Source organism: Actinomycetota bacterium, from assembly GCA_035640355.1.
Taxonomy (GTDB): Bacteria; Actinomycetota; UBA4738; order UBA4738; family HRBIN12; genus CALGFI01.
Genome location: DASQWI010000014.1, coordinates 46,509 through 69,075, shown reverse-complemented (window position 1 = coordinate 69,075; position 22,567 = coordinate 46,509). Strand labels below are relative to the sequence as shown.

Sequence of the window (22,567 nt, the reverse complement as noted above, 5' to 3'; positions counted from 1 at the left end):
CCGCGGTAGCGAACGTCGACGAAGGAATTGATTGGGCGAGTTCGCCGAGGAGATCGGCAGAGCGCTTCGTCGAGCCCGCGCGACCCGTGGGCTGACGCTGCGACAGGTCGCCAGCGCAACCGGCGGCGAGTTCAAGGCGACCTCCGTTGCGGGATACGAGCGCGGAGAGCGCACGATCTCGGTCGAGCGATTCTGTCAACTCTGCCTCGTGTATCACGCCTCTCCGTCTGCGGTGCTCGCCGACATCGTCGGTGCGGTCACCGGCACGACCGAGCTGGTGATCGATCTCAACCGACTGGAGGCGCTCGGTGAGCCGGAACGGGAACGCATCGAGCGGTTCGTGAAGCACGTCCTCGACCGGCGCCGCGAGCCGCGGGCGGAGACGATGGTGATTCGGGAGAGCGACCTCGAGGTCCTCGCGTCGGAGGCCGGCACGACCCGAGAAGACCTGGCCGAGCGGCTCCAGCCGCCGGTACGAGGCGAGGACTGACAGCCGGGCGAGGCGGTCAGACGCCCTTCATGTAAGCGACGGTTTCGCCGAGACCGTCCTCGAGGTGCGTCCACGGGCGCCAGCCGAGCACCTCGTCCGCGAGCTCGACGTCCAGGACGTTCCGCCGAAGGTCGCCCGGCCGCGCTGGTCCGAACGCCGGTTCACCCGTGAAGCGGGTGATCTCTCCCAGCATCCGGTACAGGCCGTTGACGGAGGTCTCCACCGCCGTCCCGATGTTCACCAGGCGACCGGCTCCCCGGTCGCTCGCGAGCGCGAACGCGTGGACGACGTCGTCCACGAACACGTAGTCACGCGTCTGGTTCCCGTCGCCGAAGATCGTCGGCGAGCGACCGGCGAGCATCGACGACGCGAATATGGAGATGACGCCGGCCTCGCCGGTGGGATCCTGGCGCGGTCCGTAGACGTTCGCCAGCGCCAGGGCCGTCCACTCGATCCCGTGGTAGCGCTCGTAGAAGGCGAGGTAGTCGACGACGACTTTCTTGCTGATTCCGTACGGCGAGACGGGTCGACCAGAGGCCAGCGCGGTCTCCTTGACTGGCACTCTGCGGGGATCGCCGTAGATCGTCCCGCCCGACGCGGCGTAGACGACCTTCCGGACGCCGGTTCGGCGCGCGCACTCGAGGACATTGAGCGAACCCATGACGTTCACGGACGCGTCGAACATCGGCTGCTGCATCGACGTTGCCACTGCAGGCTGCGCAGCGACGTGCATCACCACTTCGGGCTGGTGACGTTCGAACAACGACGTCAGGCCGTCCGCCCGGAGGTCCATGTTGAACAGGGTGAACTCGTGGCCATACCCACGGGCTTCCGACAGGTTGGCGATCCGACCCGTCGATAGGTCGTCGACGGCGACGACGCGATGGCCTTCCGCGAGCAGGCGGTCGCAGAGGTGGGATCCGATGAAGCCGGCACCTCCCGTGACGAAGATCGTCGTCAAGCGGTGAGCTCCAGCGCCGAGTCTGCGCCGACGTCGAGCCCGGTGCGCTCTCCCCTCTCGAGGCGCGATGCCCCGGCGGCTGCGATCATCGCGCCGTTGTCCGTGCAGAGCGGGAGCGGCGGGAACAGCACGCGGATCCCGTTCTCCTCGCCCGCGCGCTCCATTCGCTCGCGAAGGCGGCTGTTCGCGACGACGCCGCCGCCGAGGAGCACCGTCTTGGAGTCCGTTTCGGTGGCCGCCCGCATCGTCTTGGCCACCTGCACGTCGACGATCGCCTCCTGGAACGACGCCGCGAGGTCGGCCAGGCCGACCTCGCGGCCTGCCTGCCGCTCCCCCTTCACGTGCCGAAGCACCGCGGTCTTCAGCCCGGAAAGCGAGAAGTCGTAGTCGCCGGAGTCGGCCATCGCCCGGGGGAACCGGATGGAAGCCGGGTCGCCGTCCCGCGCGAGCTTGTCGAGGGCCGGGCCGCCGGGAAACCCCAGGCCGATGAACCGCGCGATCTTGTCGAACGCCTCGCCCGCCGCATCGTCGACGGTCTGGCCGAGTACCCGGTAGCGGTGCTCCTGCGGCATGTGCACCAACATCGTGTGACCGCCCGACACGATCAGGCACACGTACGGCGGCTCCGGCGGTCCGTGCTCCAGGAAGTTCGCGTAGACGTGGCCCTCGAGATGGTTGACGCCGATGAGCGGGATCCCCTGGGCGAACGCGATCGCCTTCGCACCGGCGATGCCGACGAGGAGTGCGCCGACGAGGCCCGGCCCGACGGTCACCGCCACGCCGTCGAGCTCCTCGAACCGAGAGCCGGCCTGCTCCAGCGCCTCTTCCACGATCGGGTTGAGCGCCTCGACGTGTGCGCGGCTGGCGACCTCGGGCACGACGCCGCCGAACTTCTCGTGAAGATCGATCTGGCTCGCCAACAAGTTCGACAGGATGCGGCCGTCCTCGACCACCGCGACGCCCGTCTCGTCGCAGGACGTTTCGATGCCGACGACCCTCACACGACCTCGTCGGGCTTCACGGCGTCCGGCACGTCCTGCATCAGCTCGCGGAGCTTGGCCCGGAACTCGGACTCGCGAATCCCGTCGAGCCACATGATGAGCGCGTCTTCGTTGATCTCCTGGTAGTAGTTCTTGCGAACGCCCACCGGACGGAAGCCGAACCGTCCATACAGCCGCTGCGCGCCCCAGTTGGTGACGCGCACCTCGAGTGAGACGGCCTCGGCGCCCATATCGACGGACGCGACGATCAGGTCGTGCAGCAATCGGGTCCCGATCCGGTGGCGTTGCTGGTTGGGGTCCACCGCGATGTTGGTGATGTGCGCTTCCTCGCCGTAGCAGATCAGCCCGCCGTAGCCGACCACCTCCCGGTCGAGCCGCGCTACGAGGTAGCAACGGTTCCGGGACTCGGCGATCTCGGACAGGAACAGGTTGGGGCTCCACGGCCTCGGGTAGACCTGCCGCTCGATCGCCATCACGCCGCGCAGGTGGCGGCGGCGCATCCGGGTCACCTCAAGCCGAGGCGCCTCGGGCTCGCTGATCCCAAGCGATCTCCGCATCCGTCTTCCTCAGGTAGAGCGGCACCACATCAGCCGGCCGGTCTGTATCTTCCCGGATGAACCGGGGAGCCGCGAGGTCGACCAGCGCCGACGCCGCGGGAGTGGCCTGCGCCGCAGAGGCAAACGCGGCACGGACACCGGACTCGACCAGCTCCCTTCGATACAGGATGGCACCGTTCCCCACGAGCAACACCTCGTCGCGCAGCGCCTCCAGCTCAGCCGCGAGGGCGTCCGGCCGGTCGACCCGGTAGTCGCCGATGCGCATCACGCCTCCCGGAACGCTCCGGTAGAAGGCGAAGAAGACCTCGCCGCGGCGGGCGTCCAACACCGCCCCAATCACGCGCCGCGTCGTCTGAACGCCGAAGGCAAGGACGTCGAGCGACGAGAACCCTACGATCGGCAGGTAGAGCGCCTGCGCGAGCGACTTGCCGACCTGGACGCCCACCCGGAGTCCCGTGTACAGGCCCGGTCCGAGCCCGACAGCGACCCCGCCTACGTTGGAGAGCGTCAACCCCGCCCACTCCAGGAGCTGTTCGATCGCCGGCACGACGTGGTCATGTTTGCGAGGAGACGTGAAACCGGCCTCGGCGATGACCCCCTGTTCGGTCCCGAGGGCAACCGATGTGTGGCTCGTCGATGTGTCGATCCCCAGAACGATCACGCTGCCCTCCGCTTGCCCGTCCCCAGCCGGCCACTCACGCGGCCTCCCGCCAGCTATCGACAGCCTGCTCGAGCCGCTCCCATCGCGTCTGCCACGCTGTTCCCTCCGAGCGGAGGGCGATCCTTCGGACTTCGTCCTCGCCGGGGATGGAGAGCTCGACCACCAGCCGATCACCCGGAAGCAGCGCGTCGACGGCGTCGCCCCACTCGACGAGGAGCACGCCATCCTCGGCCGTTTCGTCGAGGCCCAGGTCGAGTGCGTCCTGAACGCGGTCGAGTCGGTAGACGTCGGCATGGACGAGCGTGAGCGTCGGAGTGCGGTACTCCCGAACGAGCGTGAACGTGGGCGACGTCACCGCTCCGTCGTATCCGAGCGCCGCCGCGATGCCCTGAACCAAGGTCGTCTTCCCCGCTCCGAGCTCGCCTGTGAGCGCGATGACGTCCCCCGCGCGAAGCAGCGGCGCGAACGCAGCGCCGATCGCGCGGGTATCCTCGGCGGTCGGGGAAGTGAGCTCGAGATGCATCAGAACAGGCCGAGCTGCTCCTCGCTTGGCTGCGGTCGCTCGTCGAGCGCCCGGCGCATCTCCTGGAAATCGGAGCGGACGTCCGCCATCTGACGAGAGGTCTGCCCACCACCGCGGAGGATCGCGGCGGGATGGAACGTTGGGATGACCAGCCGGCCGTTCCAGGGGAACCGCTGGCCCCGAACACGGCTGATCGAGACGCTCTGCCCGAGGATGTAGCGGGTCGCCCAGTTGCCAAGCGTCACGATGACTGCCGGATCGACGAGCGCGATCCGTTCGTCGAGCCACGGCTTGCAGGCCTCGAGCTCGTCCGGGAGTGGATCGCGGTTGCCGGGCGGCCTGCAGAGGATCACGTTGTTGATGTACACGTCCTCGCGCCGGATGCCGCTCTCGGCGAGCAACGTGTTGAGCAGCTGACCGGCCGCTCCGACGAACGGCTCACCCTGCTTGTCCTCGTGGAACCCGGGCGCCTCTCCGATGAACATGAGGTCGGCGTTCGGGTTGCCGATGCCGTACACGACCTGAGTTCGGCCCTGCGCGAGCCGGCATCTGGTGCAGGTCGAGGCCTCGCGCGCCGCGTCCTCGAGCGTTCGTGTCCTGGTCTCCACGTCGGCCCCCCTCCGTTCAGTCGAGCGTTCCGACCGCGGGGAAGCCTCCGAGCGGCTCGGCCATCCGAACCGCGCGCCTGATCGACTCGGCGACCGCCTGCACCGCCAGGCGCTCAAGCGTGGGCTGCGGCGCCTCGGTCGCCCCGGTGGCAAGCGCGAACACGACGTCGCCGTCGTACATGGTATGCGACGGCCGAACCGCCAACGAGATCCCCTCGGATCCGGCCTGCGCGAGGAGCTGCGCGCGCTCCTTCGAGCACGTGGCGTTGGTCGCCACGACGGCGAGTGTCGTGTTCCTGCCAGGCCATTCGGCCGGCTCAGCCTCGGGGTTGCGGTTCGCGGCTATGGGCGTCCCGTCGTCCTCCGTGATGTCGCCGAGGCCGTTCACGACGGCGAGCGCGGCGACGATGACCTCTCCGTCCTCGACGGCGGCCGTGCCGACGCCACCCTTCCACCCGGCCGAGGGGTCGGGATGCTTCGCCACGGTCGCCCCCGTTCCAGCACCGACGCTCCCCTCCTCGACGTCGCCGCCGGTCGCTGCGCCGCAGGCGGCGTAGCCGGACGCCGAGTCCGGTCGCGCGGTGGGGTCCCCGACCGCCAGGTCGAACAGGATCGCGGCCGGGACGATCGGAACGCGGGCGAGCCCGGTGTCGAACCCGACGCCGTGCTCCTCGAGCCATCTCATGACGCCGTCCGCGGCGGCGAGACCGAACGCGCTGCCGCCCGAGAGGACCACCGCGTGGACCTCCGGCGTGATGGTCCCGGGCCGGATCGCGTCCGTCTCGCGCGTGCCCGGTGCTCCACCCTTGACGTCGCACGAGCCGGAGGTGCCGGGAGGGCAGAGCACGACGGTGGAGCCGGTGATGCCGGTTCGATCGGTGTGATGCCCGACGCGGATGCCGTCGACGCGCGTGATCATGCGCCGGGACGCGACATCGGATGCCTCGCCCGTTGCTCGGGCTGTTCACCGACATGCACGCGAGGGACGCGCTCCCCGATCGCGGCGACGATCTCGTAGCCGATCGTTCCGACATGCGCCCCGAGCTCCTCCGCCGTAATGCGCTCGTCGCCCTGCGCACCGACGAGCACGACCTCGTCCCCCGCGGCGATGTGGTCGTCCCCGCAATCGACGACGATCTGGTCCATCGTCACGGTGCCGGCGACGCGGTGGCGTTTTCCGGCGATGAGCACGTCGGCCTTCGACGAGAGCCCCCGCCGGTACCCGTCGGCGTACCCGACCGGTACCGTCGCCACGTTCGAAGGCCGTTCGAACGCGTATCGCCATCCGTACGAGACGCGCTCGCCGGCGTCGAGGCGTTTCACCATCGACACCGCCGAACGCCACCTGAGCGCCGGTCGCAGGCCGAACGCCGGTCCGATCCCGCCACCCGGGTCGAGACCATAGATCGCGGCGCCGGGTCGAACGACGTCGAGATGCGCCTCGGGGAACAGGATCGTCGCCGCGCTGTTCGCGGCGTGCAGCGTTCGAGCGTGAAGACCCGCGGCAGCGAGCGCGTCGCCGGTCTCCAGGAACGCCCGCAGCTGGTCGCGCGTGCCCTCCTCGTCCTCCTCTGCCGCGGCGAAGTGGGTCCACAGCCCCTCGAGCTCGAGCCCTGAATCGACGATCTGCCGTGCGACGTCGGTGGCGGCCGCCCGCGGCCACACGCCGACGCGGTGCATCCCCGTGTCGACCTTCAGATGAACGCCGACGCGTCGCGCGAGCGCATCCGCCGCCTCGGACACCGAGGCGACGCACTCCGGCGAGTACACCGTCGGCGTGAGCCCCGCGGCGAGGGCGTCCTTCTCCGAACCTCGGGGCGGCTCGGTCAGGACGAGGATCGGCGCATCGATCCCTCGATCCCGCAGCGCGATCCCCTCCTCCACGAGGGCGACGCCGAGGCGGGTCGCGCCGGCCGAGAGCGCCGCCCGCGCGACCTCCGCAGCGCCGTGGCCGTACCCGTCGGCCTTGACCACGGCGAGCAGCTCGGCGCGTTCGGGTTTGAGTGAGCGCACGTTGTGGCGCACGGCGTCGAGGTCGACCTCGACGACGGTCGGTCGGAACCGCGTCACGCGGAGTTCGCTCTCGATCGGCGCGTCACTCGCCTGCTACCTCGGCGAAGGCGTGGGCCACTCGATCAAGGACGTCGCCCGCGGTCGTTCCGACACCGAGCTCTTCGCCAGCGTCCGCGCCTGCCACTCCGTGAACGTACGCCGCCGCCGACGCCGCATCGGCGGGCGCGATGCCGCGTGCCAGCAGTCCGGCGATCATCCCGGTGAGAACGTCGCCCGTTCCACCCGTGGCGAGGAACGACCCCCCGGTCGGGTTGATCCGGACGGAGCCGTCGGGCGACGCGACCAGCGTTCGACTGCCCTTGAGGAGAACGACAGCCCCCGTCTCCGCAGCGAGCTTGCGAACGTGACCGATCCGATCCGATCCGACGTCGCCGGTATCCACGCTCGCGAGGCGCTCGAACTCACCGGCATGCGGCGTGAGGACGAGATCGGCGTGGCGGTTGGCGAGCTCTGCGGCGCGGCCGGCGAACGCGTTCAGCCCGTCGGCATCGAGGACGACGGGGATGTCGACCGAACGCACGAAATCACGGATCCACGCCGACGTACGCTCGTCCGTCGTCATGCCCGGACCGAGCGCGACGGCGTCGGCCTCACCGAGCACCTCGATCAGTCGTTCCGATCCGTTCGCGACCGTCCCGGCGTCGGTCTCTGGTAGCGGTACGAAGACGGCCTCGCGCACCATCGTCTGGACGACGGAAAGGATCGCGTCGGGCACCGCGGCCGCGACGAGACCCGCGCCGGCTCGATACGCCGCGCGAGCCATCAGGCCGACGGCGCCTGTCATGGCTCGCGACCCGCCGATCACGACCGCATAGCCCGCTGAGCGCTTGTGCGTTTCGGCCTGGCGCGCGGGGAGCCAAACGGCGATGTCTGTGTCCTCGACGAGCCAGACATCGCCGTGTACGAGGTCGTCCGGGAACCCGATGTCGGCAACCTCCACGACGCCGGCGCGCTCGGCTCCCGGCAACAGCACGCAACCGGGCTTGGCCGTGCCGAACGTGACGGTGATGTCAGCGTCGACCGCAGGGCCGTCGACCGCGCCGGTCTCGCCGTTCACACCTGATGGGATGTCGACGGCGACGACCGGCACGTCGGCGTTCGCCAGCGCCTCGATCGCGCTCTCGGAGACGCCCTCCGGAGCGCCACGAAAGCCGGTACCGAAGATCGCGTCGATCGCAACGTCGACCCGCGCGAGCTCTCGCGCAAGCGTTTCGCTCGACCACGGACGAACGCGTACGTTCGACCGTTCGAGTCGCGTAAGGTTCGTCGCCGCGGGCTCGCGGAACGCGTCACGACGGTCGAGCAGGAGCACGGTCACCCGCGACCCCCACGCGTCGAGGTAGCGCGCCGCGACCAGACCATCGCCGCCGTTGTTCCCCTTGCCGCACACGACGACGGCGCGCTTCCCGTAGCGACCACCGGCGAGTCGAACCCCGGCCTCGGCGACCGCCCGCCCCGCGTTCTCCATCAGGGTCTCGACGGAGATGCCGCGCTCCTGTGAGGCCCGGTCGAGCTCGGCCGCCTCCGCAGGCATCAGAATCGGCTTCACACGATCATCTCCGTCACTCGCTCACAGCGACGGCGAACGCAACGGCGTTCGTTCGCTCGTGCGTGAACGTGATCAGCACCCGCGCGACGCCCAGTTCGTCGGCACGCCGCTTCGCGTTGCCCTGCAGGCGAACCGCCGGCGCACCCGCGGGTCCGCGCGTGACGCTGACGTCCTGCCACCCGCGTCGGCGATACCCGCCGAGCGCCTTGACCGTGGCCTCTCGCGCGGCGAATCGCCCGGCGTAGGACTCGGCCGGCCGAGCCTTCGAGTCGCAGTACGCGATCTCTTCCGGCGTGAACACCCGCTCCCGCATCGTGGGGTGTCGGTCGAGTGCGCGCTCCATCCGTTCGATCTCGCAGATGTCGACGCCGAGCCCAAGGATTTCCACGGCATAAGGGTAGCCTCGTGAACGCTGGGCCGGGGAGAGATTCGCCCTCCGGGTAACAGCCGATGATCTGATGCTCGATTCCTCCCGGCAGCTGAATCAACGAGGCGCGGATCAGGAGTGATGAAGAGGTGGGCCGACGAGACGTCGCCCGGATCTACATCACCAGACGTCCTCCATGCCCACCCAGTCGCGAAATTCCTCCTTGCCACCTCGAATCGCCCAATCGCTTTCGATGGTGAGTTTCGAGCTGATGCCGCCTCGTGGCTGTGTGATGAGCACGAGTCTGAGACGGGCCGGCTGATAGACCTCCAACATGTGTTCGAACACCACATCGAGAAAGCGCTCGTACGAGATGACGACATCGCGGAATTGGTAGAGATACTGCTTCAACGACTTCAGTTCGATGACCTTATCCGTTGGGTAGAACGTGACGTAAAGCGTGGCAAAATCGGGCTGTTGACCTGCACCCAAGAATGTGACTTCAGGTGCCTTGTGCTTGAGTTCAATCGCCCCGCCCTTGTGGGGAAGGGCCTTGAGGATCTCACTCGTTACCGATTCATAGGTGAGCGCCATGGTCGGTCAAGGCTCCCTCGTTCTCGCAAATCTCCGAATTCGCGACAGGACGACCCATCGCCGAACGTACCACGGGGGGCTCGACGCTCTCACCACGACAGGGGTCGAGGACATGAAGAGCGCTTGCGCTGCCTCCGATATAGCACCTACGATCGTCAGGCCAAGCTTCATGGCCTCGAGGGGGAGAGGGAATGAGCGCATGGCGGATTGGGGCCGGCTCTGACGAGGTAGCTCACGCGCGTGAGGCAGGCAACACGCTGAAGCGCTACATCGACAAGATCACGGTGTGGATACCCGGAGATGTTCTCGTCATCTACGTCGCCGGCGTGACGTCCTACTTACCCAGAGCAATGAACCGAATGTGGTGTGGCTCGGAGTCATGGCCGTCGTAACCCTCGTGTACGTCCCCTTCGCTGCTTGGGTCGCTCGTAAGCAAGTCACTGGTGCGGTATGGGGCAGGGCGCTCCTCGCGGTCGTCGCCTTCCTCATTTGGAGCCTCACCGTGCCGGAAAGCGGTTGGCACGAGTTTGAAGCCGTGGCCAAGAACCCCGGCTGGGTCGCGCTCATTGCCACCCTAGCTGGACTGTTCTTCGGCGTTCTTGCCGAGCGGATCACTCCAACGAGCTAAGCCAAACCACCCGCGGCGATCGCCCACGGCTCCGTCTGCTCTGTTTCCTTCGTACGTTGGCGGGGTTGCCTACTCGACGGTCACACTCTTGGCGAGGTTCCTCGGTTGGTCGACGTTGCAGCCGCGGACCTTGGCGACGTGGTACGCGAGGAGCTGGAGCGGCGGCGTCACCACTACGGGCGCGAACAGCTCCGGCACTCGCGGAACGAAGAGCACGTGCTTCGCGTGCGCCGAGATCTCCTGGTCCCCCTCGCTCCCCACAGCGATCACGTTCGCGCCGCGCGCGCGGACCTCCTGGATGTTCGAGAGCATCTTGGGGTAGACGTGGCATTCCGTCGCCACAGCCACGACCGGCACCCCCTCCTCGATCAGCGCGATCGGCCCGTGCTTCAGCTCTCCCGCGGGGTAGCCCTCTGCGTGGAGGTAACTGATCTCTTTCAGCTTCAGTGCGCCCTCGAGCGCTGCTGGGAACCCGGTGTGGCGACCGATGAACAGGACGTCGCGCGCCCGGTGGATCTCCTCGGCGATCGCGCGGACCTGCTCGTCGAGCGCAAGCGTTCGCCGCACCTGGTCTGGAAGCGCGCGCAGACCCCCGACGACCTCGGCGATCTCCTCGGGAAACATGGGACCGCGCACCTGCGCCAGGTACAGCGCGACGAGCTGCAGCGCAACCATCTGCGTGGCGAACGTCTTGGTCGCGGCGACGCCGATCTCCGGCCCGGCGTGTGTGTACATCACGGCGTCGGCCTCACGAGCCAGCGAGGATCCGACGGTGTTCGTCACGGCGAGCACGCGCGAACGCTGCCGGGCGGCGTGCCGCGCCGCCTCGAGCGTGTCGATGGTCTCCCCCGACTGACTCACCGCGAGCGTCAGCGTGTCGGGCCCGAGCACGGGGTCGCGGTACCGGAACTCCGACGCGATGTCGATCTCGACCGGCAACCTGGTCCAGTGCTCGATCGCGTACTTCGCGACGAGCCCCGAGTGGTACGCCGTCCCACACGCGACGACGAAGACCTTGTCCACGTCGCGCAGGACGTCCTCGTCGATGTGAAGCTCGTCGAGCGAGAGCAGCCCGCGTTCGTTCAGACGCCCCACGAGCGTGTCGCGGATGGCCGCGGGTTGCTCGTCGATCTCCTTGCGCATGAAGTCGTCGTAACCGCCCTTCTGCGCACGTACGACGTCCCAGTCGACCTCGAACGGCTCCACCGCCACCTCGGTGCCGCCGAAGTCGGTCACTCGAATCGCGTCGGCGCGAACCTCGACCACACGTCGTTCGTCGATCGGAAGGACGCGACGGGTTCGTTCGAGCACCGCCGGGATGTCCGAGGCGAGCACGTTTTCGCGCTCCCCGAGACCGACCACGAGCGGGGACGACACCTTCACACCGACGATCACGTCGGGATCGTGGGCCGAGACGACGACGAGCGCGAACGCCCCCTCGAGCTCTCGAATGACCCCCCGCACGCGGTCGGGAAGCGAGCCCGAACGCTCCTCGAGCATGTGCGCGACGACCTCCGTGTCGGTGTCCGAACGCATCTCGTGACCGCGCTTCTCGAGGCCCGCACGGAGCTCGGCGTGGTTCTCGACGATGCCGTTGTGGATCACCGCGATGCGGCCGTCGCAATCGGTGTGCGGGTGCGCGTTCACGTTCGTCGGTGCTCCGTGCGTCGCCCAGCGGGTGTGCCCGATGCCCACGGTGCCGCTCGGCGCCCGGCGATCGTCGAGCGCAGCGTCGAGCTCGGAAAGCTTGCCGGCGCGCTTCACCACGGTGAGGTCGCCGTCGAGAAGCGCGACGCCCGACGAGTCGTACCCCCGGTACTCGAGGCGCCTGAGACCCTCGAGGATGATCGGGAGCGCTCGGTCGGGGCCGACATAGCCCACGATGCCGCACATGGAAACGGCAGCCTATCAACGGGATCGCGTGAGAGCCTCCGCCGAAAGGACTAGCCGAGCGCCGAGCGGACGCGCTCGGCGATCGCGTCGGCGTGCCGACGAGCGTCCTGTTCGGACTCGGCTTCGACCATCACACGCACCAATGGCTCGGTGCCGGACGAGCGAACGAGCACGCGCCCGGTTCCGTCGAGCGCGGCTTCGACCGCCTTCACTGCATCCCACACGTCTGCGGCATCCTCGAGCCGGTCTTTCGCCGCCACCTCGACGTTGATCGTCACCTGCGGGAATCGACGCATCGACGACGCCAGCTCCGCGACGGTCACGTCGTTCCGCTTGGCCAGCGAGAGGAACCGCACCGCCGTGATGAGCCCGTCACCGGTCGTCGCGTGGTGCCGGAAGATCACGTGCCCCGATTGCTCGCCGCCGAGGACGGCGCCGTGCTCCAGCATCTGCTCGAGCACGTACCGGTCGCCCACCGGCGCGAGGATCACGCGGATGCCAAACTGCTCCATCGCCCGGCTGAAGCCGGTGTTCGCCATCACCGTCGAGACCACGAGGTTGCCGTCGAGCTCCCCATCCCTCTTCATCTCCACGGCGCACGCTGCGAGGACCTGGTCGCCGTCGACGACGTTTCCGTTCGCGTCGGAGAACAACGCCCTGTCGGCATCGCCGTCGTGCGCGACGCCGACGTGCGCGCCTTCAACCCCGACTGCTTCGGCGACGACTTCCGGATGGAGGGCTCCACACGCGACGTTGATGTTCGAACCGTCCGGTTGGGCGAAGATCGGGTAGACCTCCGCGCCGAGGCGACGGAAGGCTTGGGGAGCGACGTTCGATGCTGCGCCGTTGGCGCAATCGACCACGACGCGCATGCCGTCGAGGCGTGCCAACGCCGTTCCGACCACGTGGTCGACGTAGTCGGGGGCACCCGACGGGACGTCGAGGACGCCGCCGGGCGGTCCGACCGGAGGAGCCTCAGAGCCGAGGTTCGCCTCGATCTCGTCCTCCAGCTCGTCGGAGAGCTTGAATCCGTTGGGGCCGAAGAACTTGATGCCGTTGTCCTCTGGCGGGTTGTGCGACGCGGAGATGACCACGCCGGCACCCGCGTTCAGTGAGGTCGTGAGGAACGCGATGGCCGGAGTGGGCTGGACGCCGAGGAGGTGGACGTCGCCGCCGCCCGACGTGATGCCCTCGACGAGCGCTTCTTGAAGCGGCTCCCCCGAGGCTCGGGTGTCCCGCCCGATCACGAAGACCGGACATCGGGGCTCGTGACGCGCCAGGACGCTCACGGCGGCACGACCGAGATCTCGGGCGAGGTCGACGGTGAGGTCGCGCCCGAACGTTCCGCGGACGCCGTCGGTGCCGAAGAGGCGGGCCATCAGGGGATCGTGAGGTGGGGTGGTCGGGGGCTCATGGGGGGGCGGCAAGCCTACCCCAGCTCGTTCACGTCGCGGCCACAACATGGCCGGCCGACGGCGCCGGACTATCGCTTGGAGAACTGCGGAGCCTTGCGAGCCTTCTTCAGCCCGTACTTGCGCCGCTCCTTCTCGCGGGCGTCGCGCGAGAGGAAGCCCTCACGCTTGAGGGTCTGACGCAGCTCGGGGTCGAGCTCGATGAGCGCGCGGGCGATACCCAGGCGCAGCGCGCCGGCCTGACCGGACACGCCTCCGCCCTCGATCGTCGCGACGACGTCGAGGTCCTTGTCGCGGCCGACGAGGCGAAGCGGCGCCCCGACGACCATCCGGTGGGCCCGCGTCGGGAAGTATTCGTCGAGCGAGCGGCCGTTCAGATTGAACGCGCCGGTCCCCGGAACGAGCCGGATCCGCACGATGGCTTCCTTGCGGCGACCCGTGGCGATCTGCGCCAACGCTACTCCTCCTTCTTGGTGCGTCGCCTGGTCAGCCGCTTCGCGGTCGACTTCGTCGACGTCGACTTGGCGGTCGACCGCGTGGCCGTCTTCTTCTTGGCGGTCGAAGCGCCCGAACGCGAGGACGCCGTCCGCTTCGCGGTCGTCTTCTTGGCGGTCGTCTTCTTCGCGGCCGACCGACGAGTGGTCGTCTTCTTGGCCGGCGTCGCGGCCGTCTTGCGTTTCGCGGTGGACCGCTTGGCTCGCGGCGCAGACGGCTCGGGCCGGGTCGAGGGGCGAGCCTCGTCCGCCTTGGGCAGCCCGTCCCACTTGGGGACCTCGCCCAGACGAAGCGGTTCTGGCTTCTGGGACCGGTGCGGGTGCTCCGGTCCCGCGTAGACCTGAAGCTTCTTCACCATGGCCCGGCCGAGCCGGTTCTTTGGCAGCATGCCGCGAACGGCCTTCTCGACGGCGAACGCCGGGCGCTGGGCGAGCAGTCGCTCGTACGGCGTCTCCGTGAGACCGCCGGGATGGCCCGAGTGGTGGTAGGCGACCTTCTTGCTCTCCTTGCCGCCCGTCAGCCGGACTCCCTTCGCGTTCACGACGATGACGTGATCGCCGGTGTCGGCGTGCGGGGCGAAGATCGGCTTGTGCTTGCCCCGGAGGACCGCCGCGACCTCCGTGGCGAGGCGGCCGAGCACGGCCCCGCTGGCGTCGATGACGTACCAGCGGCGCTGGATGTCGCGCGGCCGTGGCGAATAGGTCTTCATCAAGGAGACGCCGGCCGGGAGATCCGACCGACGGCCCATGCTACCTGCGGTTTCGTGACGGCGTCAAAGCCGAACGGGATGACTCGGTGGGTCCCCGGTTCTCTGCGCGCGGTCGTTGACCGCAGCCGTGTCCCGGCGTACGACCCTCCACGGCATGGGGAGTGTCAACGAGCTCGCGGCGGCGACACCGAAGTCCCGCGATCGGTACGTGGACTTCCTGCGCGCGGTATCGATCGCCGCCGTCGTGTTCGGCCACTGGTTCATCGGCGTGATCCACCTGGGGAGCGGCCTTGTCTACCTAACGAGCGCCGTCGGCCTGTCGAGCGGGCTCTGGCTCGGCACGTGGCTTTTCCAGGTGATGCCGATCTTCTTCTTCGTCGGTGGGTTCTCGAACCTCACGGCGTATGAGTCGTTCCGCCGGCGCGGCGAGACGACCGGGACGTTCGTTCGGATCCGCCTCGAGCGCTTGCTCCGCCCCTCTTTGCTGTTCCTCGGTGTGTGGACAGTCGTTCAGGTGGGTCTTCATCTTGCCGACGTCGGCACGCCGGCGGGTCCGGTGCTGTGGGCCGATACGACCCTCCTTCGCGGCGTGTTCCCTCCCGCGCAGACATTGCCGTTCGGTCCCCTGTGGTTCCTCGGGGTCTACCTCCTCATCGTGACCGCCGCTCCCGTGCTGATCGCGCTCCATCGGCGGTTCGGCATCTGGGTGCCGATGGTCATGATCGTCCTCGTCGTCTTGGTCGATGTTGTGGGCTTCGGGTTCGGCGTCCGACGGTTCAGGTACGTCAACATCGTCCCGGTCCTGCTGTTCCCGCACCAGCTCGGCTTCTTCTACGCGGGCGGGCGACTCGCCGAACGCACGCGACTGCACGTGGCCATGGTCGTCGCCGGGCTCGGCGGTCTCGTGCTGATGACGAACTCGTGGGCGTTCGAACTGTTTGGGGAGGCGCGGTTCGAATGGTTCCCCGGGATCGGTCACTACCCAAAGAGCCTGCTCGGAACCGACGTCGAGAAGATCTCGAACGCCTACCCGCCGACGGTCTGCTTCTTGCTCGGCGCGATCTGGGTGATCGGCGCGGCGATGCTGCTGCGACGCCCGCTGTCGCTGTGGCTCGAGCGCTCTCGCCCCTGGAAGGCCACGATCTTCACGAACGGCGTGATCATGACGCTCTTCCTCTGGCACATGACGGCGTACCTGATCGTCATCCTCGCGCTGTGGCCGTTGGGCGTTGGCCGACAGCAGGACACGACGGTCGCGTGGTGGCTCGAGCGGCCGATCTGGATCCTCGTGCCCGGAGCGGTTCTCGCCATCATCGTCCTGCTCGTCGGCAGGTTCGAGCGACCTCCCGCCCGCTCGATTGTCGGTCGCCGTGCATCCGTAACCGCGGAGCCAACGAAAAACAAGAACTGATCAGCCGCACCCTCCTCCCCGTCAGAGCCCGGCGCGGGGCACGCGCCGCCGTGCACCGTCACGACCAGGCAAGCCTGGAGCGCCGCTCCCAGTACAGGTCCGGTGCCTCAGTGATCGCGCCGAGCTCAGCGAGATCGGCGTCGGACAGCTCGACGTCATGCGCTTCGAGATTGCTGCTCACCTGCGCCTCGTTCACGGCACCCGAGAGAACGACGTCGGCCCACGGCTGGGCGAGGACGGATCCGAGCGCAACGGCGTCCGGACCGACGCCGTGATGTTCGGCGACGGCGTCGACTACCCGCTTATGTGATCCCGTTCCGCGCGGGCCGAGGCGCCCGTTCGCCATCGCTTCCTTGACCAGGATCCCCCAGCCTGCGTCGTGCGCGTCGGCCAGCGCCGGTCCCGCCGACGTCTCCAGCAGGTTCCAAGTCGCTTGCACCGCAACGAACGGCGCGGCGCCGGATCCGCCGACCTCGAGCGCTCGGCGGATCGTCTCGGCTTGGCGTGGGCCGCTCGTCGTGATGCCGATGACGAGTCCGTGTTCCTCGTGGAGGCTCGTCAGCTCGTCGAGAACCTCTGAGTCGTCGAGGACGGCGCTCTCGAGCGTGGCGGAGTGGATCTGATACAGCGCGAGCCGGTCGCCGAGCCATTCGCGGCTCTCCTCGATCTGGCGCCGGAGCGTCGATACGGTGTGGTCCTTCACCTCGTGGACCTCGGCGTCGATGCGCCAGTCACCGACGTACGTGTAGCCCCACTTCGAGCCAACGGTTACATCGTCACGGTCGAGCCTGCGCACCTCGAGCCACGACCCCAGGAACTCCTCCGCCAGGCCGTACGAGCGCGCCGCGTCGAAGTACCTGACGCCGAGATCGAACGCTGCATCGAGGACGGCGTGCGCTCGCGTTCTCATCGCCTCGATGCTGCGATCGTCGGGTTCACCCAGATCATCCGCGCGACCCAGGTCGATGTATGCGGGGCGTCCGAGCGCCGCGAGTCCCAGCCCGATCGGAGTGACGGACAGCCCGGTTGCGCCGAGGGGGCGCCGTTCCATCACGCGCCTTCGTCCCTCGGACGCGCATGGCCGCGGGCATTTCGACCGTAGAGGACGCGTTCGAGCGTCAGCCCGTGTGGCGGAGCGACCGACGGCACACCGCCTCGATCGCGGGACTCGAGCACGAGTGGCACCTGCGCCGCGTCGCGCGACCCGTCGCCAACCGCCACGAGCATCCCGACCAACGAGCGAACCATCTGGTGCGCGAACGCGTTCGCCCTGGCAACCACGTCGACGCGATCGCCCGTCCGGGAGATGGCCAAGCGCTCGAGCCGGCGAACGTTGCTCGTCCCCTCGCCCGCGCTGCGGGAGAACGCCGAGAAGTCGTGCTCGCCCACGAGGTGACGGGCCGCCGCCCGCATGGCCCCGACGGAAAGCTCGCGTGGCCGCGACCACACGAACCGCGCCTCGAACGGATCCGACCACGGCCCGACGTCGATCCGGTAGCGGTACTCACGCGCCGTTGCGGAGAACCGCGCGTCGAACCCGTTCGACATCCACCGCGCATCGGTCGCCACCACCTCCGGCGAGAGCATCGTGTTCACCGAGCGCTGCAGCCGAGTGAGGTCGACCGTGTCGGCCGACGCCGCGAACGACGCCACCTGCGCTCGCGCGTGCACGCCGGCGTCTGTTCGACCGGCGACCGAGAGCCGAGGTACATCTCCAAGGAAACGCGAGAGGGCGTCCGTGAGGACGCCCTCCACCGTGCGTTGGCCGCGCTGTTTCGCCCAACCGCGGAATCCGGTTCCGTCGTAGGCGAGCGTCAGCCGGACGACGCTCATACGAAACCCGACGGCTAGCCCTGTTCGACGAGCTCGATCCGGGCCATCGGTGCGGCATCACCCTGCCGCGGACCGAGCTTCAGGATCCGCGTGTAGCCGCCGTTGCGGTCGGCGAAGCGCGGGCCGATCTCGCTGAACAGCTTGTGGACCACATCGCGGTCGGGGATGCGTTTCAGCACCTCTCGCCGCGAGGCCACGTCGCCCTTCTTGGCGAACGTGATCAGCTTCTCGGCCACGGGACGGACGGCCTTGGCCTTCGCCTCGGTCGTGTTGACCCGCTCGTGTACGAATAGCTGCGCCGCAAGGCCGTTCAGCAAGAGTCGTTGGTGCGCCGGGCCCGATCCCAGACGCGCACCCTTCCTCGGTCTGGGCATCGTTACTCCTCGCGGAGACTCAGACCGAGCTCCTCGAGCTTGGCCTTGACCTCGTCGATCGACTTCTGGCCGAAGTTGCGGATGTCCATCAGCTCAGCCTCGGACTTCTGAACGAGGTCGCCGACGGTGTTGATCCCCTCGCGCTTCAGGCAGTTGTACGAGCGCACCGACAGGTTGAGCTCCTCGACGGTGATCGCGTAGTCCGACGGCATCGAGTCGTCCTCGGCCGGGCCAACCTGCATCGACTGCGCTTCGGCGAGGTCGCTCACGAGCTGAACGAGCTCGAGCAGCGTCCCGCCTGCCGAGGCGACCGCCTCGCGGGGGGTGATCGAGCCGTCGGTCTCGACGTCGAGGATCAACCGGTCGCGGTCCGTCATCTGCTCGACCCTCGTGTTCTCCACCGAATACGACACGCGCCGCACCGGGGAGAAGATCGAGTCGACGGGGATCACGCCGATCGGATCGCGAGGCTTCTTGTTCTTGTCGGCCATGCGGTACCCCAGGCCGCGCTCGACGGTCAGCTCCATCTCGAGCGAGCCGCCCTTGCCCACGGTCGCCAGGTGCAACTCGGGATTCAGCACCTCGACCCCAGCGGGCGGCGAGATGTCACCGGCGGTCACGTCGCCAGGGCCCTTGGACTTCAGATAGACGGTGACCGGCTCGTCGACGTCGCTCCGGACGACGAGCTCCTTGAGGTTCAGGATGATGTCGGTGACGTCCTCGGTCACTTTGGGGACCATCGAGAACTCATGCAGCACGCCGTCGATGCGGACCGAGCTGATCGCCGCGCCCGGGATCGACGAGAGCAGCGTGCGGCGGAGCGAGTTCCCGATCGTGTAGCCGAACCCCGGCTCGAGGGGCTCGATGACGAATCTGGACCGCGTCGGGGAGACGGGCTCCTCCTGGATCTGCGGTCTTGCGACGATAAACACTGCGCTACCTCCTCCGCGGGGGATCATCCACTCCTCCCCGCCATCTGCGTTCGGGTCGCGGCTGTTGCCCGCGGACCCACCCGCGTTCGACTCCGCGGGCTGTTTCTTCGCCGCCTAGACGCGACGGCGCTTCTTGGGCCGGACGCCGTTGTGCGGCACCGGCGTGACGTCCTGGATGCCTGCCACCTCGAGTCCCGTGGCGGCGAGCGATCGGATCGCGGTCTCGCGACCGGATCCGGGCCCCTTCACGAACACATCGACCTTCTGAAGGCCGTGTTCCTGCGCCTTCCGTGCGGCGGACTCAGCGGCCAGCTGCGCCGCGAACGGCGTCGACTTTCGTGATCCTTTGAAGCCCACGTTGCCGGCGCTCGCCCAGCTGATCGTGTTTCCGTGCAGGTCGGTGATCGTGACGATCGTGTTGTTGAACGTCGACTTGATGTGGGCCTGACCGTGCACGACGTTCTTCTTCTCGCGACGCTTGGTCTTCTTGGCCTTCGGCTTCGCCATGGTGACGTCCGCTCCTACTTCTTGGCCGCGACCTTCTTCTTGCCCGCGACGGTCTTCCGAGGTCCCTTACGTGTACGCGCGTTCGTGTGGGTGCGCTGGCCGCGGACCGGCAGGCTCCGCCGGTGGCGGACGCCCTGGTAGCTGCCGATCTCGATCTTGCGCTTGATTTCCTGAGCGACCTCGCGCCGAAGATCACCCTCGACCTTGAACGTCCTGTCGATGAACTCGCGGATCCGGCTCACCTCGTCCTCGGCCAGGTCGCGAACCTTCGTGCCGCCGTCGACGCCGGTCCCGTCGATGATCTTGTACGCCCGCGTCGGGCCGATCCCGTAGATGTAGCGGAGCGCGATGTCCACGCGCTTGTCGCGTGGAAGGTCGACGCCTGCGATGCGAGCCATGTGCTCTTTTCCCTCCCTTGGCCTAGCCCTGTACCTGCTTGTGCCGCGGGTTCGAGCAGATCACGCGTATCCGGCCGCGCCGGCGGATAACCTTGCAGCGGTCGCACATCTTCTTCACGGACGGACGGACCTTCATCTTCGTTCGTTCCTCACTTGTACCTATAGACGATCCTGCCCCGCGTCAGGTCGTACGGCGAGAGCTCGACCAGCACGCGGTCCCCGGGAAGGATCCGGATGTAGTGCATCCGCATCTTCCCCGAGATGTGCGCCAACACGTTGTGCCCGTTCTCGAGTTGCACCCGGAACATCGCGTTCGGGAGTGGTTCGGTGACCGTTCCCTCGACCTCGATGGCGTCTTTCTTCGGCAAGCTCCGGTTGTTCCTCGGGTTCTGGACACGCCGACCCACCCACGGGCGAGCCGGAACCGCCTCCGGCTGGAGGCGGACCGCCAGTATAGGGGACGGCGCGTCGAACCGTCCATGACCAGGCAAAACGTGGCGCGTTGCGGCCGCAGGAACCCCAGGGCTGGCTACTCGGCCCTCTCGGGTTCGACGACGACGGAGTCCTGCGGGGCCGCCCGCTCGAGGATGGCTCCGAGCCTCCCGGACGTCTCGTCCAGCCACTGATTGATCTGGCTGAGGTCTTCGAGCAGGGCGTCGCGGCGCGACCGGAGGGCGGCCACCGATTCCTCAGCCTCCTGGTGAGCATCGGCGATCAGACGCTGGGACCGCTCCGTCACGTCGGAGATGATCCGGGCGGCGTCCGCCTCGGCTTGCTGCCGGGCGGTCTCCGCATCCTGCTGCGAGCGTTCCACCTCGGCCTGCGCCTCTTGCCTGGTGCGTTCGGCCTGATCTCGCGCCTCCTGCAGGATCCGGTCGACCTCCGTCTCGGCGTCCAACCTCATCCGCGCCACGTCCTCGTCGAACGACCGGACCAGGTCGGCGATCCGTGCCGCAACGATGTCGTACGGATCTCCCGCGTCCGCGCCGCCCGACTGTTGCCGCTCCGCGAGCTGCGCGTCGAGCTCCTTGATGCGCGCCTCGAGGTCGGCCATGTGCTCGGCGACAAGCCGGAGGTGCGCGGTCACCTCATCCGGGGCATATCCCCGCCTGACTTGCTGGAAGTCGGCCCGGTAGACGGAGCCTCCGTTCATCGGACGGTCAGGACCTCGTGCCCGTCCTCGGTCACCGCGATGGTGTGCTCGAAGTGCGCCGAGAGCGACCCGTCCTTAGTCACCACCGTCCAGTCGTCGGCGAGCACCCGCGTCTCCCAGCCGCCCACGTTCACCATCGGCTCGACCGCGACAACCAGCCCCGGCTTGAGAACCGGCCCCCGCCCGGGGTCACCGTAGTTGGCGATCTGGGGGTCCTCGTGGAGGGCCCGGCCGATCCCGTGTCCGACGTACTCGCGGACGACGGAGAATCCCGCCCCCTCGGCGACCTGCTGGACGGCCGCGCCGATGTCGGAGAGCCGTCCGCCCGGACGGATCTGCGAGATCCCCGCCTCGAGCGCCTCCTCTGTAACGCGCACGAGCTTCTCGGCGTCGGGCGACCGCGGATCGCCGACGATGATCGTCACCGCGGAGTCGGCGTGGAAGCCGTCCCAGATCGCCCCGAAGTCCAGCGACAGGACGTCACCCTCGCGAACAACCCGCTTCGTCGACGGGATGCCGTGCACGATCTCGTCGTTCAGCGAGGTGCAGATCGACGCTGGGAACGTCCCCCGGTACCACTTGAACGAGGGCGTCGCGCGCTGCTCGAGGATGTACGCCTCGGCCACCTCGTCGAGCTTTGCGGTGGTGACGCCCGGCCCGACCGCCGCGAGGACGCGGTCGATGGTCCCGGCAACGATGCGGCCAGCCTTCCGCATCTTGTCGATCTCATCGGGGGACTTGTAGATGATCACATCGTCTCCAACGCCCGCGGCCCTACCCGTAATCCTCGGTCAGATCGGCGATGGCCTCAATAGTCCGGTGGGCCACGACCTCGACCGGCGCCTCGGCGTCGATGTCTCGGAGGAGGCCGCGCTCCCAGAAGTATAGGACGAGGGGCTTCGTCTCTTTGTGGTAGACCTCGAGCCTCCGGCGGACCGTCGCCTCGTCGTCGTCCGAGCGACCCCGGAGCTCATGCCCGCACACGTCACAGACGCCTTCGATTCGTGGCGGCTTGAACTCGATGTTGTACGAGCGCCCGCAGTTCGGGCAGACGAGCCTGGCGTGGAGCCGCTTCACCGCGACCTCGTCGGAGATCTTGAAGTTCAGCACGGCCGAGAGCGGTCTCCCCCACGCCCCCAGCGCGCGCTCGAGCGCCTGCGCCTGCGGAACGGTTCGCGGAAACCCGTCGAGGATGAACCCCTCACGCGTATCCGGCTGGTCGAGTCGGTCGAACACCATCTCGGTGGTGATGTCGTCCGGGACGTACTCGCCCGAGTCGACGAACTCCTTGGCCCGCATCCCGAGCGGTGTTTCGCGCGCGATGTGGTCGCGGAAGATGTCACCGGTCGCGATCACTGCGAGCCCGTAGCGCTCGGCCAGCTTCCTTGCCTGCGTCCCCTTCCCCGCGCCCGGTGGGCCGAGCAGGATGATCCGCACG

28 protein-coding genes and 2 pseudogenes are annotated in these 22,567 nt (G+C 68.2%); 4 read left to right on the top strand and 26 right to left on the bottom strand.

Annotation, left to right across the window (positions count from 1 at the left end; translation table 11 throughout):
- Positions 1-31: 31 nt before the first annotated feature.
- Positions 32-490 (top strand): helix-turn-helix transcriptional regulator, encoded by a 459-nt coding sequence (locus tag VFA08_07825; protein HYZ13497.1) that lies wholly within the window; start codon positions 32-34, stop codon positions 488-490.
- Positions 491-506: 16 nt separating this feature from the next.
- Here VFA08_07825 and VFA08_07820 read toward each other — a convergent pair whose 3' ends face one another.
- The 11 genes from VFA08_07820 to VFA08_07770 all read right to left on the bottom strand — a co-directional run bounded on the left by VFA08_07820 (position 507) and on the right by VFA08_07770 (position 9,384).
- The gene (locus tag VFA08_07820; protein HYZ13496.1) at positions 507-1,451 is read right to left on the bottom strand and encodes an NAD-dependent epimerase/dehydratase family protein; all 945 of its coding nucleotides are present in this window, start codon (positions 1,449-1,451) and stop codon (positions 507-509) included.
- Positions 1,448-2,452: a tRNA (adenosine(37)-N6)-threonylcarbamoyltransferase complex transferase subunit TsaD gene (gene tsaD, locus VFA08_07815; GenBank protein HYZ13495.1), complete on the bottom strand. Its 1,005-nt coding sequence runs from the start codon at positions 2,450-2,452 to the stop codon at positions 1,448-1,450. The genes VFA08_07820 and tsaD overlap by 4 nt, the downstream gene beginning before the upstream one ends.
- Positions 2,449-2,952 carry a ribosomal protein S18-alanine N-acetyltransferase gene (gene rimI, locus VFA08_07810; protein ID HYZ13494.1) on the bottom strand — a complete coding sequence of 168 codons (504 nt, stop codon included), beginning with the start codon at positions 2,950-2,952 and terminating at the stop codon, positions 2,449-2,451. Before rimI ends, tsaD begins: the two co-directional genes overlap by 4 nt.
- A gap of 10 nt (positions 2,953-2,962) precedes the next feature.
- Positions 2,963-3,670, bottom strand: coding sequence for a tRNA (adenosine(37)-N6)-threonylcarbamoyltransferase complex dimerization subunit type 1 TsaB (gene tsaB, locus VFA08_07805; GenBank protein HYZ13493.1), 708 nt, complete (start codon positions 3,668-3,670; stop codon positions 2,963-2,965).
- A gap of 34 nt (positions 3,671-3,704) precedes the next feature.
- Positions 3,705-4,193, bottom strand: coding sequence for a tRNA (adenosine(37)-N6)-threonylcarbamoyltransferase complex ATPase subunit type 1 TsaE (gene tsaE, locus VFA08_07800; protein HYZ13492.1), 489 nt, complete (start codon positions 4,191-4,193; stop codon positions 3,705-3,707).
- On the bottom strand, positions 4,193-4,801 hold the full coding sequence (locus tag VFA08_07795; GenBank protein HYZ13491.1) for a uracil-DNA glycosylase: 609 nt from the start codon (positions 4,799-4,801) through the stop codon (positions 4,193-4,195). The genes tsaE and VFA08_07795 overlap by 1 nt, the downstream gene beginning before the upstream one ends.
- Positions 4,802-4,817: 16 nt before the next feature.
- The gene (locus tag VFA08_07790; GenBank protein ID HYZ13490.1) at positions 4,818-5,720 is read right to left on the bottom strand and encodes a P1 family peptidase; all 903 of its coding nucleotides are present in this window, start codon (positions 5,718-5,720) and stop codon (positions 4,818-4,820) included.
- Positions 5,717-6,871, bottom strand: coding sequence for an alanine racemase (alr, locus tag VFA08_07785; GenBank protein ID HYZ13489.1), 1,155 nt, complete (start codon positions 6,869-6,871; stop codon positions 5,717-5,719). Before alr ends, VFA08_07790 begins: the two co-directional genes overlap by 4 nt.
- 25 nt (positions 6,872-6,896) lie before the next feature.
- Positions 6,897-8,408, bottom strand: a complete 1,512-nt coding sequence (locus VFA08_07780; GenBank protein HYZ13488.1) for an NAD(P)H-hydrate dehydratase — start codon at positions 8,406-8,408, stop codon at positions 6,897-6,899.
- A gap of 28 nt (positions 8,409-8,436) precedes the next feature.
- Complete coding sequence (acpS, locus tag VFA08_07775; protein HYZ13487.1) at positions 8,437-8,811, bottom strand: holo-ACP synthase; 375 nt, start codon at positions 8,809-8,811, stop codon at positions 8,437-8,439.
- 159 nt (positions 8,812-8,970) lie between these two features.
- Positions 8,971-9,384, bottom strand: a complete 414-nt coding sequence (locus VFA08_07770; GenBank protein ID HYZ13486.1) for a 7-cyano-7-deazaguanine reductase — start codon at positions 9,382-9,384, stop codon at positions 8,971-8,973.
- A gap of 191 nt (positions 9,385-9,575) precedes the next feature.
- Between VFA08_07770 and VFA08_07765 the strand changes: the two genes are divergently transcribed.
- Together VFA08_07765 and VFA08_07760 are read left to right on the top strand one after the other, a co-directional pair.
- On the top strand, positions 9,576-9,776 hold the full coding sequence (locus VFA08_07765) for a hypothetical protein (protein ID HYZ13485.1): 201 nt from the start codon (positions 9,576-9,578) through the stop codon (positions 9,774-9,776).
- A complete protein-coding gene (locus tag VFA08_07760; GenBank protein HYZ13484.1) occupies positions 9,764-10,012 on the top strand; it encodes a hypothetical protein in 249 nt (82 codons plus the stop codon). The genes VFA08_07765 and VFA08_07760 overlap by 13 nt, the downstream gene beginning before the upstream one ends.
- A 69-nt stretch (positions 10,013-10,081) precedes the next feature.
- Here VFA08_07760 and glmS read toward each other — a convergent pair whose 3' ends face one another.
- The 4 genes and pseudogenes from glmS to rplM all read right to left on the bottom strand — a co-directional run bounded on the left by glmS (position 10,082) and on the right by rplM (position 14,521).
- Positions 10,082-11,905 carry a glutamine--fructose-6-phosphate transaminase (isomerizing) gene (gene glmS, locus VFA08_07755; protein HYZ13483.1) on the bottom strand — a complete coding sequence of 608 codons (1,824 nt, stop codon included), beginning with the start codon at positions 11,903-11,905 and terminating at the stop codon, positions 10,082-10,084.
- Between the two features lie 50 nt (positions 11,906-11,955).
- Positions 11,956-13,284, bottom strand: a complete 1,329-nt coding sequence (gene glmM, locus VFA08_07750) for a phosphoglucosamine mutase (GenBank protein HYZ13482.1) — start codon at positions 13,282-13,284, stop codon at positions 11,956-11,958.
- Positions 13,285-13,388: 104 nt separating this feature from the next.
- Complete coding sequence (gene rpsI / locus VFA08_07745) at positions 13,389-13,772, bottom strand: 30S ribosomal protein S9 (protein ID HYZ13481.1); 384 nt, start codon at positions 13,770-13,772, stop codon at positions 13,389-13,391.
- A gap of 308 nt (positions 13,773-14,080) precedes the next feature.
- Positions 14,081-14,521: pseudogene (rplM, locus tag VFA08_07740) on the bottom strand (50S ribosomal protein L13).
- A 154-nt stretch (positions 14,522-14,675) separates the two neighbouring features.
- Between rplM and VFA08_07735 the strand changes: the two are divergent.
- A complete protein-coding gene (locus tag VFA08_07735; GenBank protein HYZ13480.1) occupies positions 14,676-15,932 on the top strand; it encodes an acyltransferase in 1,257 nt (418 codons plus the stop codon).
- 58 nt (positions 15,933-15,990) lie between these two features.
- Here VFA08_07735 and VFA08_07730 read toward each other — a convergent pair whose 3' ends face one another.
- From VFA08_07730 to VFA08_07680, 11 genes and pseudogenes are all read right to left on the bottom strand, one after another.
- On the bottom strand, positions 15,991-16,983 hold the full coding sequence (locus VFA08_07730; GenBank protein HYZ13479.1) for an aldo/keto reductase: 993 nt from the start codon (positions 16,981-16,983) through the stop codon (positions 15,991-15,993).
- Complete coding sequence (gene truA / locus VFA08_07725) at positions 16,983-17,765, bottom strand: tRNA pseudouridine(38-40) synthase TruA (GenBank protein ID HYZ13478.1); 783 nt, start codon at positions 17,763-17,765, stop codon at positions 16,983-16,985. The genes VFA08_07730 and truA overlap by 1 nt, the downstream gene beginning before the upstream one ends.
- Positions 17,766-17,788: 23 nt before the next feature.
- Positions 17,789-18,139 (bottom strand): annotated as a pseudogene (gene rplQ, locus VFA08_07720) (50S ribosomal protein L17).
- A gap of 2 nt (positions 18,140-18,141) precedes the next feature.
- Entirely contained in the window at positions 18,142-19,071 is a 930-nt protein-coding gene (locus VFA08_07715; protein HYZ13477.1) for a DNA-directed RNA polymerase subunit alpha, read from the bottom strand.
- A 114-nt stretch (positions 19,072-19,185) separates the two neighbouring features.
- Positions 19,186-19,578 carry a 30S ribosomal protein S11 gene (gene rpsK / locus VFA08_07710; GenBank protein HYZ13476.1) on the bottom strand — a complete coding sequence of 131 codons (393 nt, stop codon included), beginning with the start codon at positions 19,576-19,578 and terminating at the stop codon, positions 19,186-19,188.
- Between the two features lie 14 nt (positions 19,579-19,592).
- Complete coding sequence (gene rpsM, locus VFA08_07705; GenBank protein HYZ13475.1) at positions 19,593-19,976, bottom strand: 30S ribosomal protein S13; 384 nt, start codon at positions 19,974-19,976, stop codon at positions 19,593-19,595.
- A 22-nt stretch (positions 19,977-19,998) separates the two neighbouring features.
- Positions 19,999-20,112, bottom strand: a complete 114-nt coding sequence (gene rpmJ, locus VFA08_07700; GenBank protein HYZ13474.1) for a 50S ribosomal protein L36 — start codon at positions 20,110-20,112, stop codon at positions 19,999-20,001.
- A 13-nt stretch (positions 20,113-20,125) separates the two neighbouring features.
- Positions 20,126-20,344, bottom strand: a complete 219-nt coding sequence (gene infA, locus VFA08_07695) for a translation initiation factor IF-1 (GenBank protein HYZ13473.1) — start codon at positions 20,342-20,344, stop codon at positions 20,126-20,128.
- 161 nt (positions 20,345-20,505) lie between these two features.
- Complete coding sequence (locus tag VFA08_07690; GenBank protein HYZ13472.1) at positions 20,506-21,129, bottom strand: DivIVA domain-containing protein; 624 nt, start codon at positions 21,127-21,129, stop codon at positions 20,506-20,508.
- Complete coding sequence (gene map, locus VFA08_07685) at positions 21,126-21,881, bottom strand: type I methionyl aminopeptidase (GenBank protein HYZ13471.1); 756 nt, start codon at positions 21,879-21,881, stop codon at positions 21,126-21,128. Before map ends, VFA08_07690 begins: the two co-directional genes overlap by 4 nt.
- Before the next feature lie 22 nt (positions 21,882-21,903).
- Complete coding sequence (locus VFA08_07680; protein ID HYZ13470.1) at positions 21,904-22,566, bottom strand: adenylate kinase; 663 nt, start codon at positions 22,564-22,566, stop codon at positions 21,904-21,906.
- Position 22,567 lies beyond the last annotated feature (1 nt).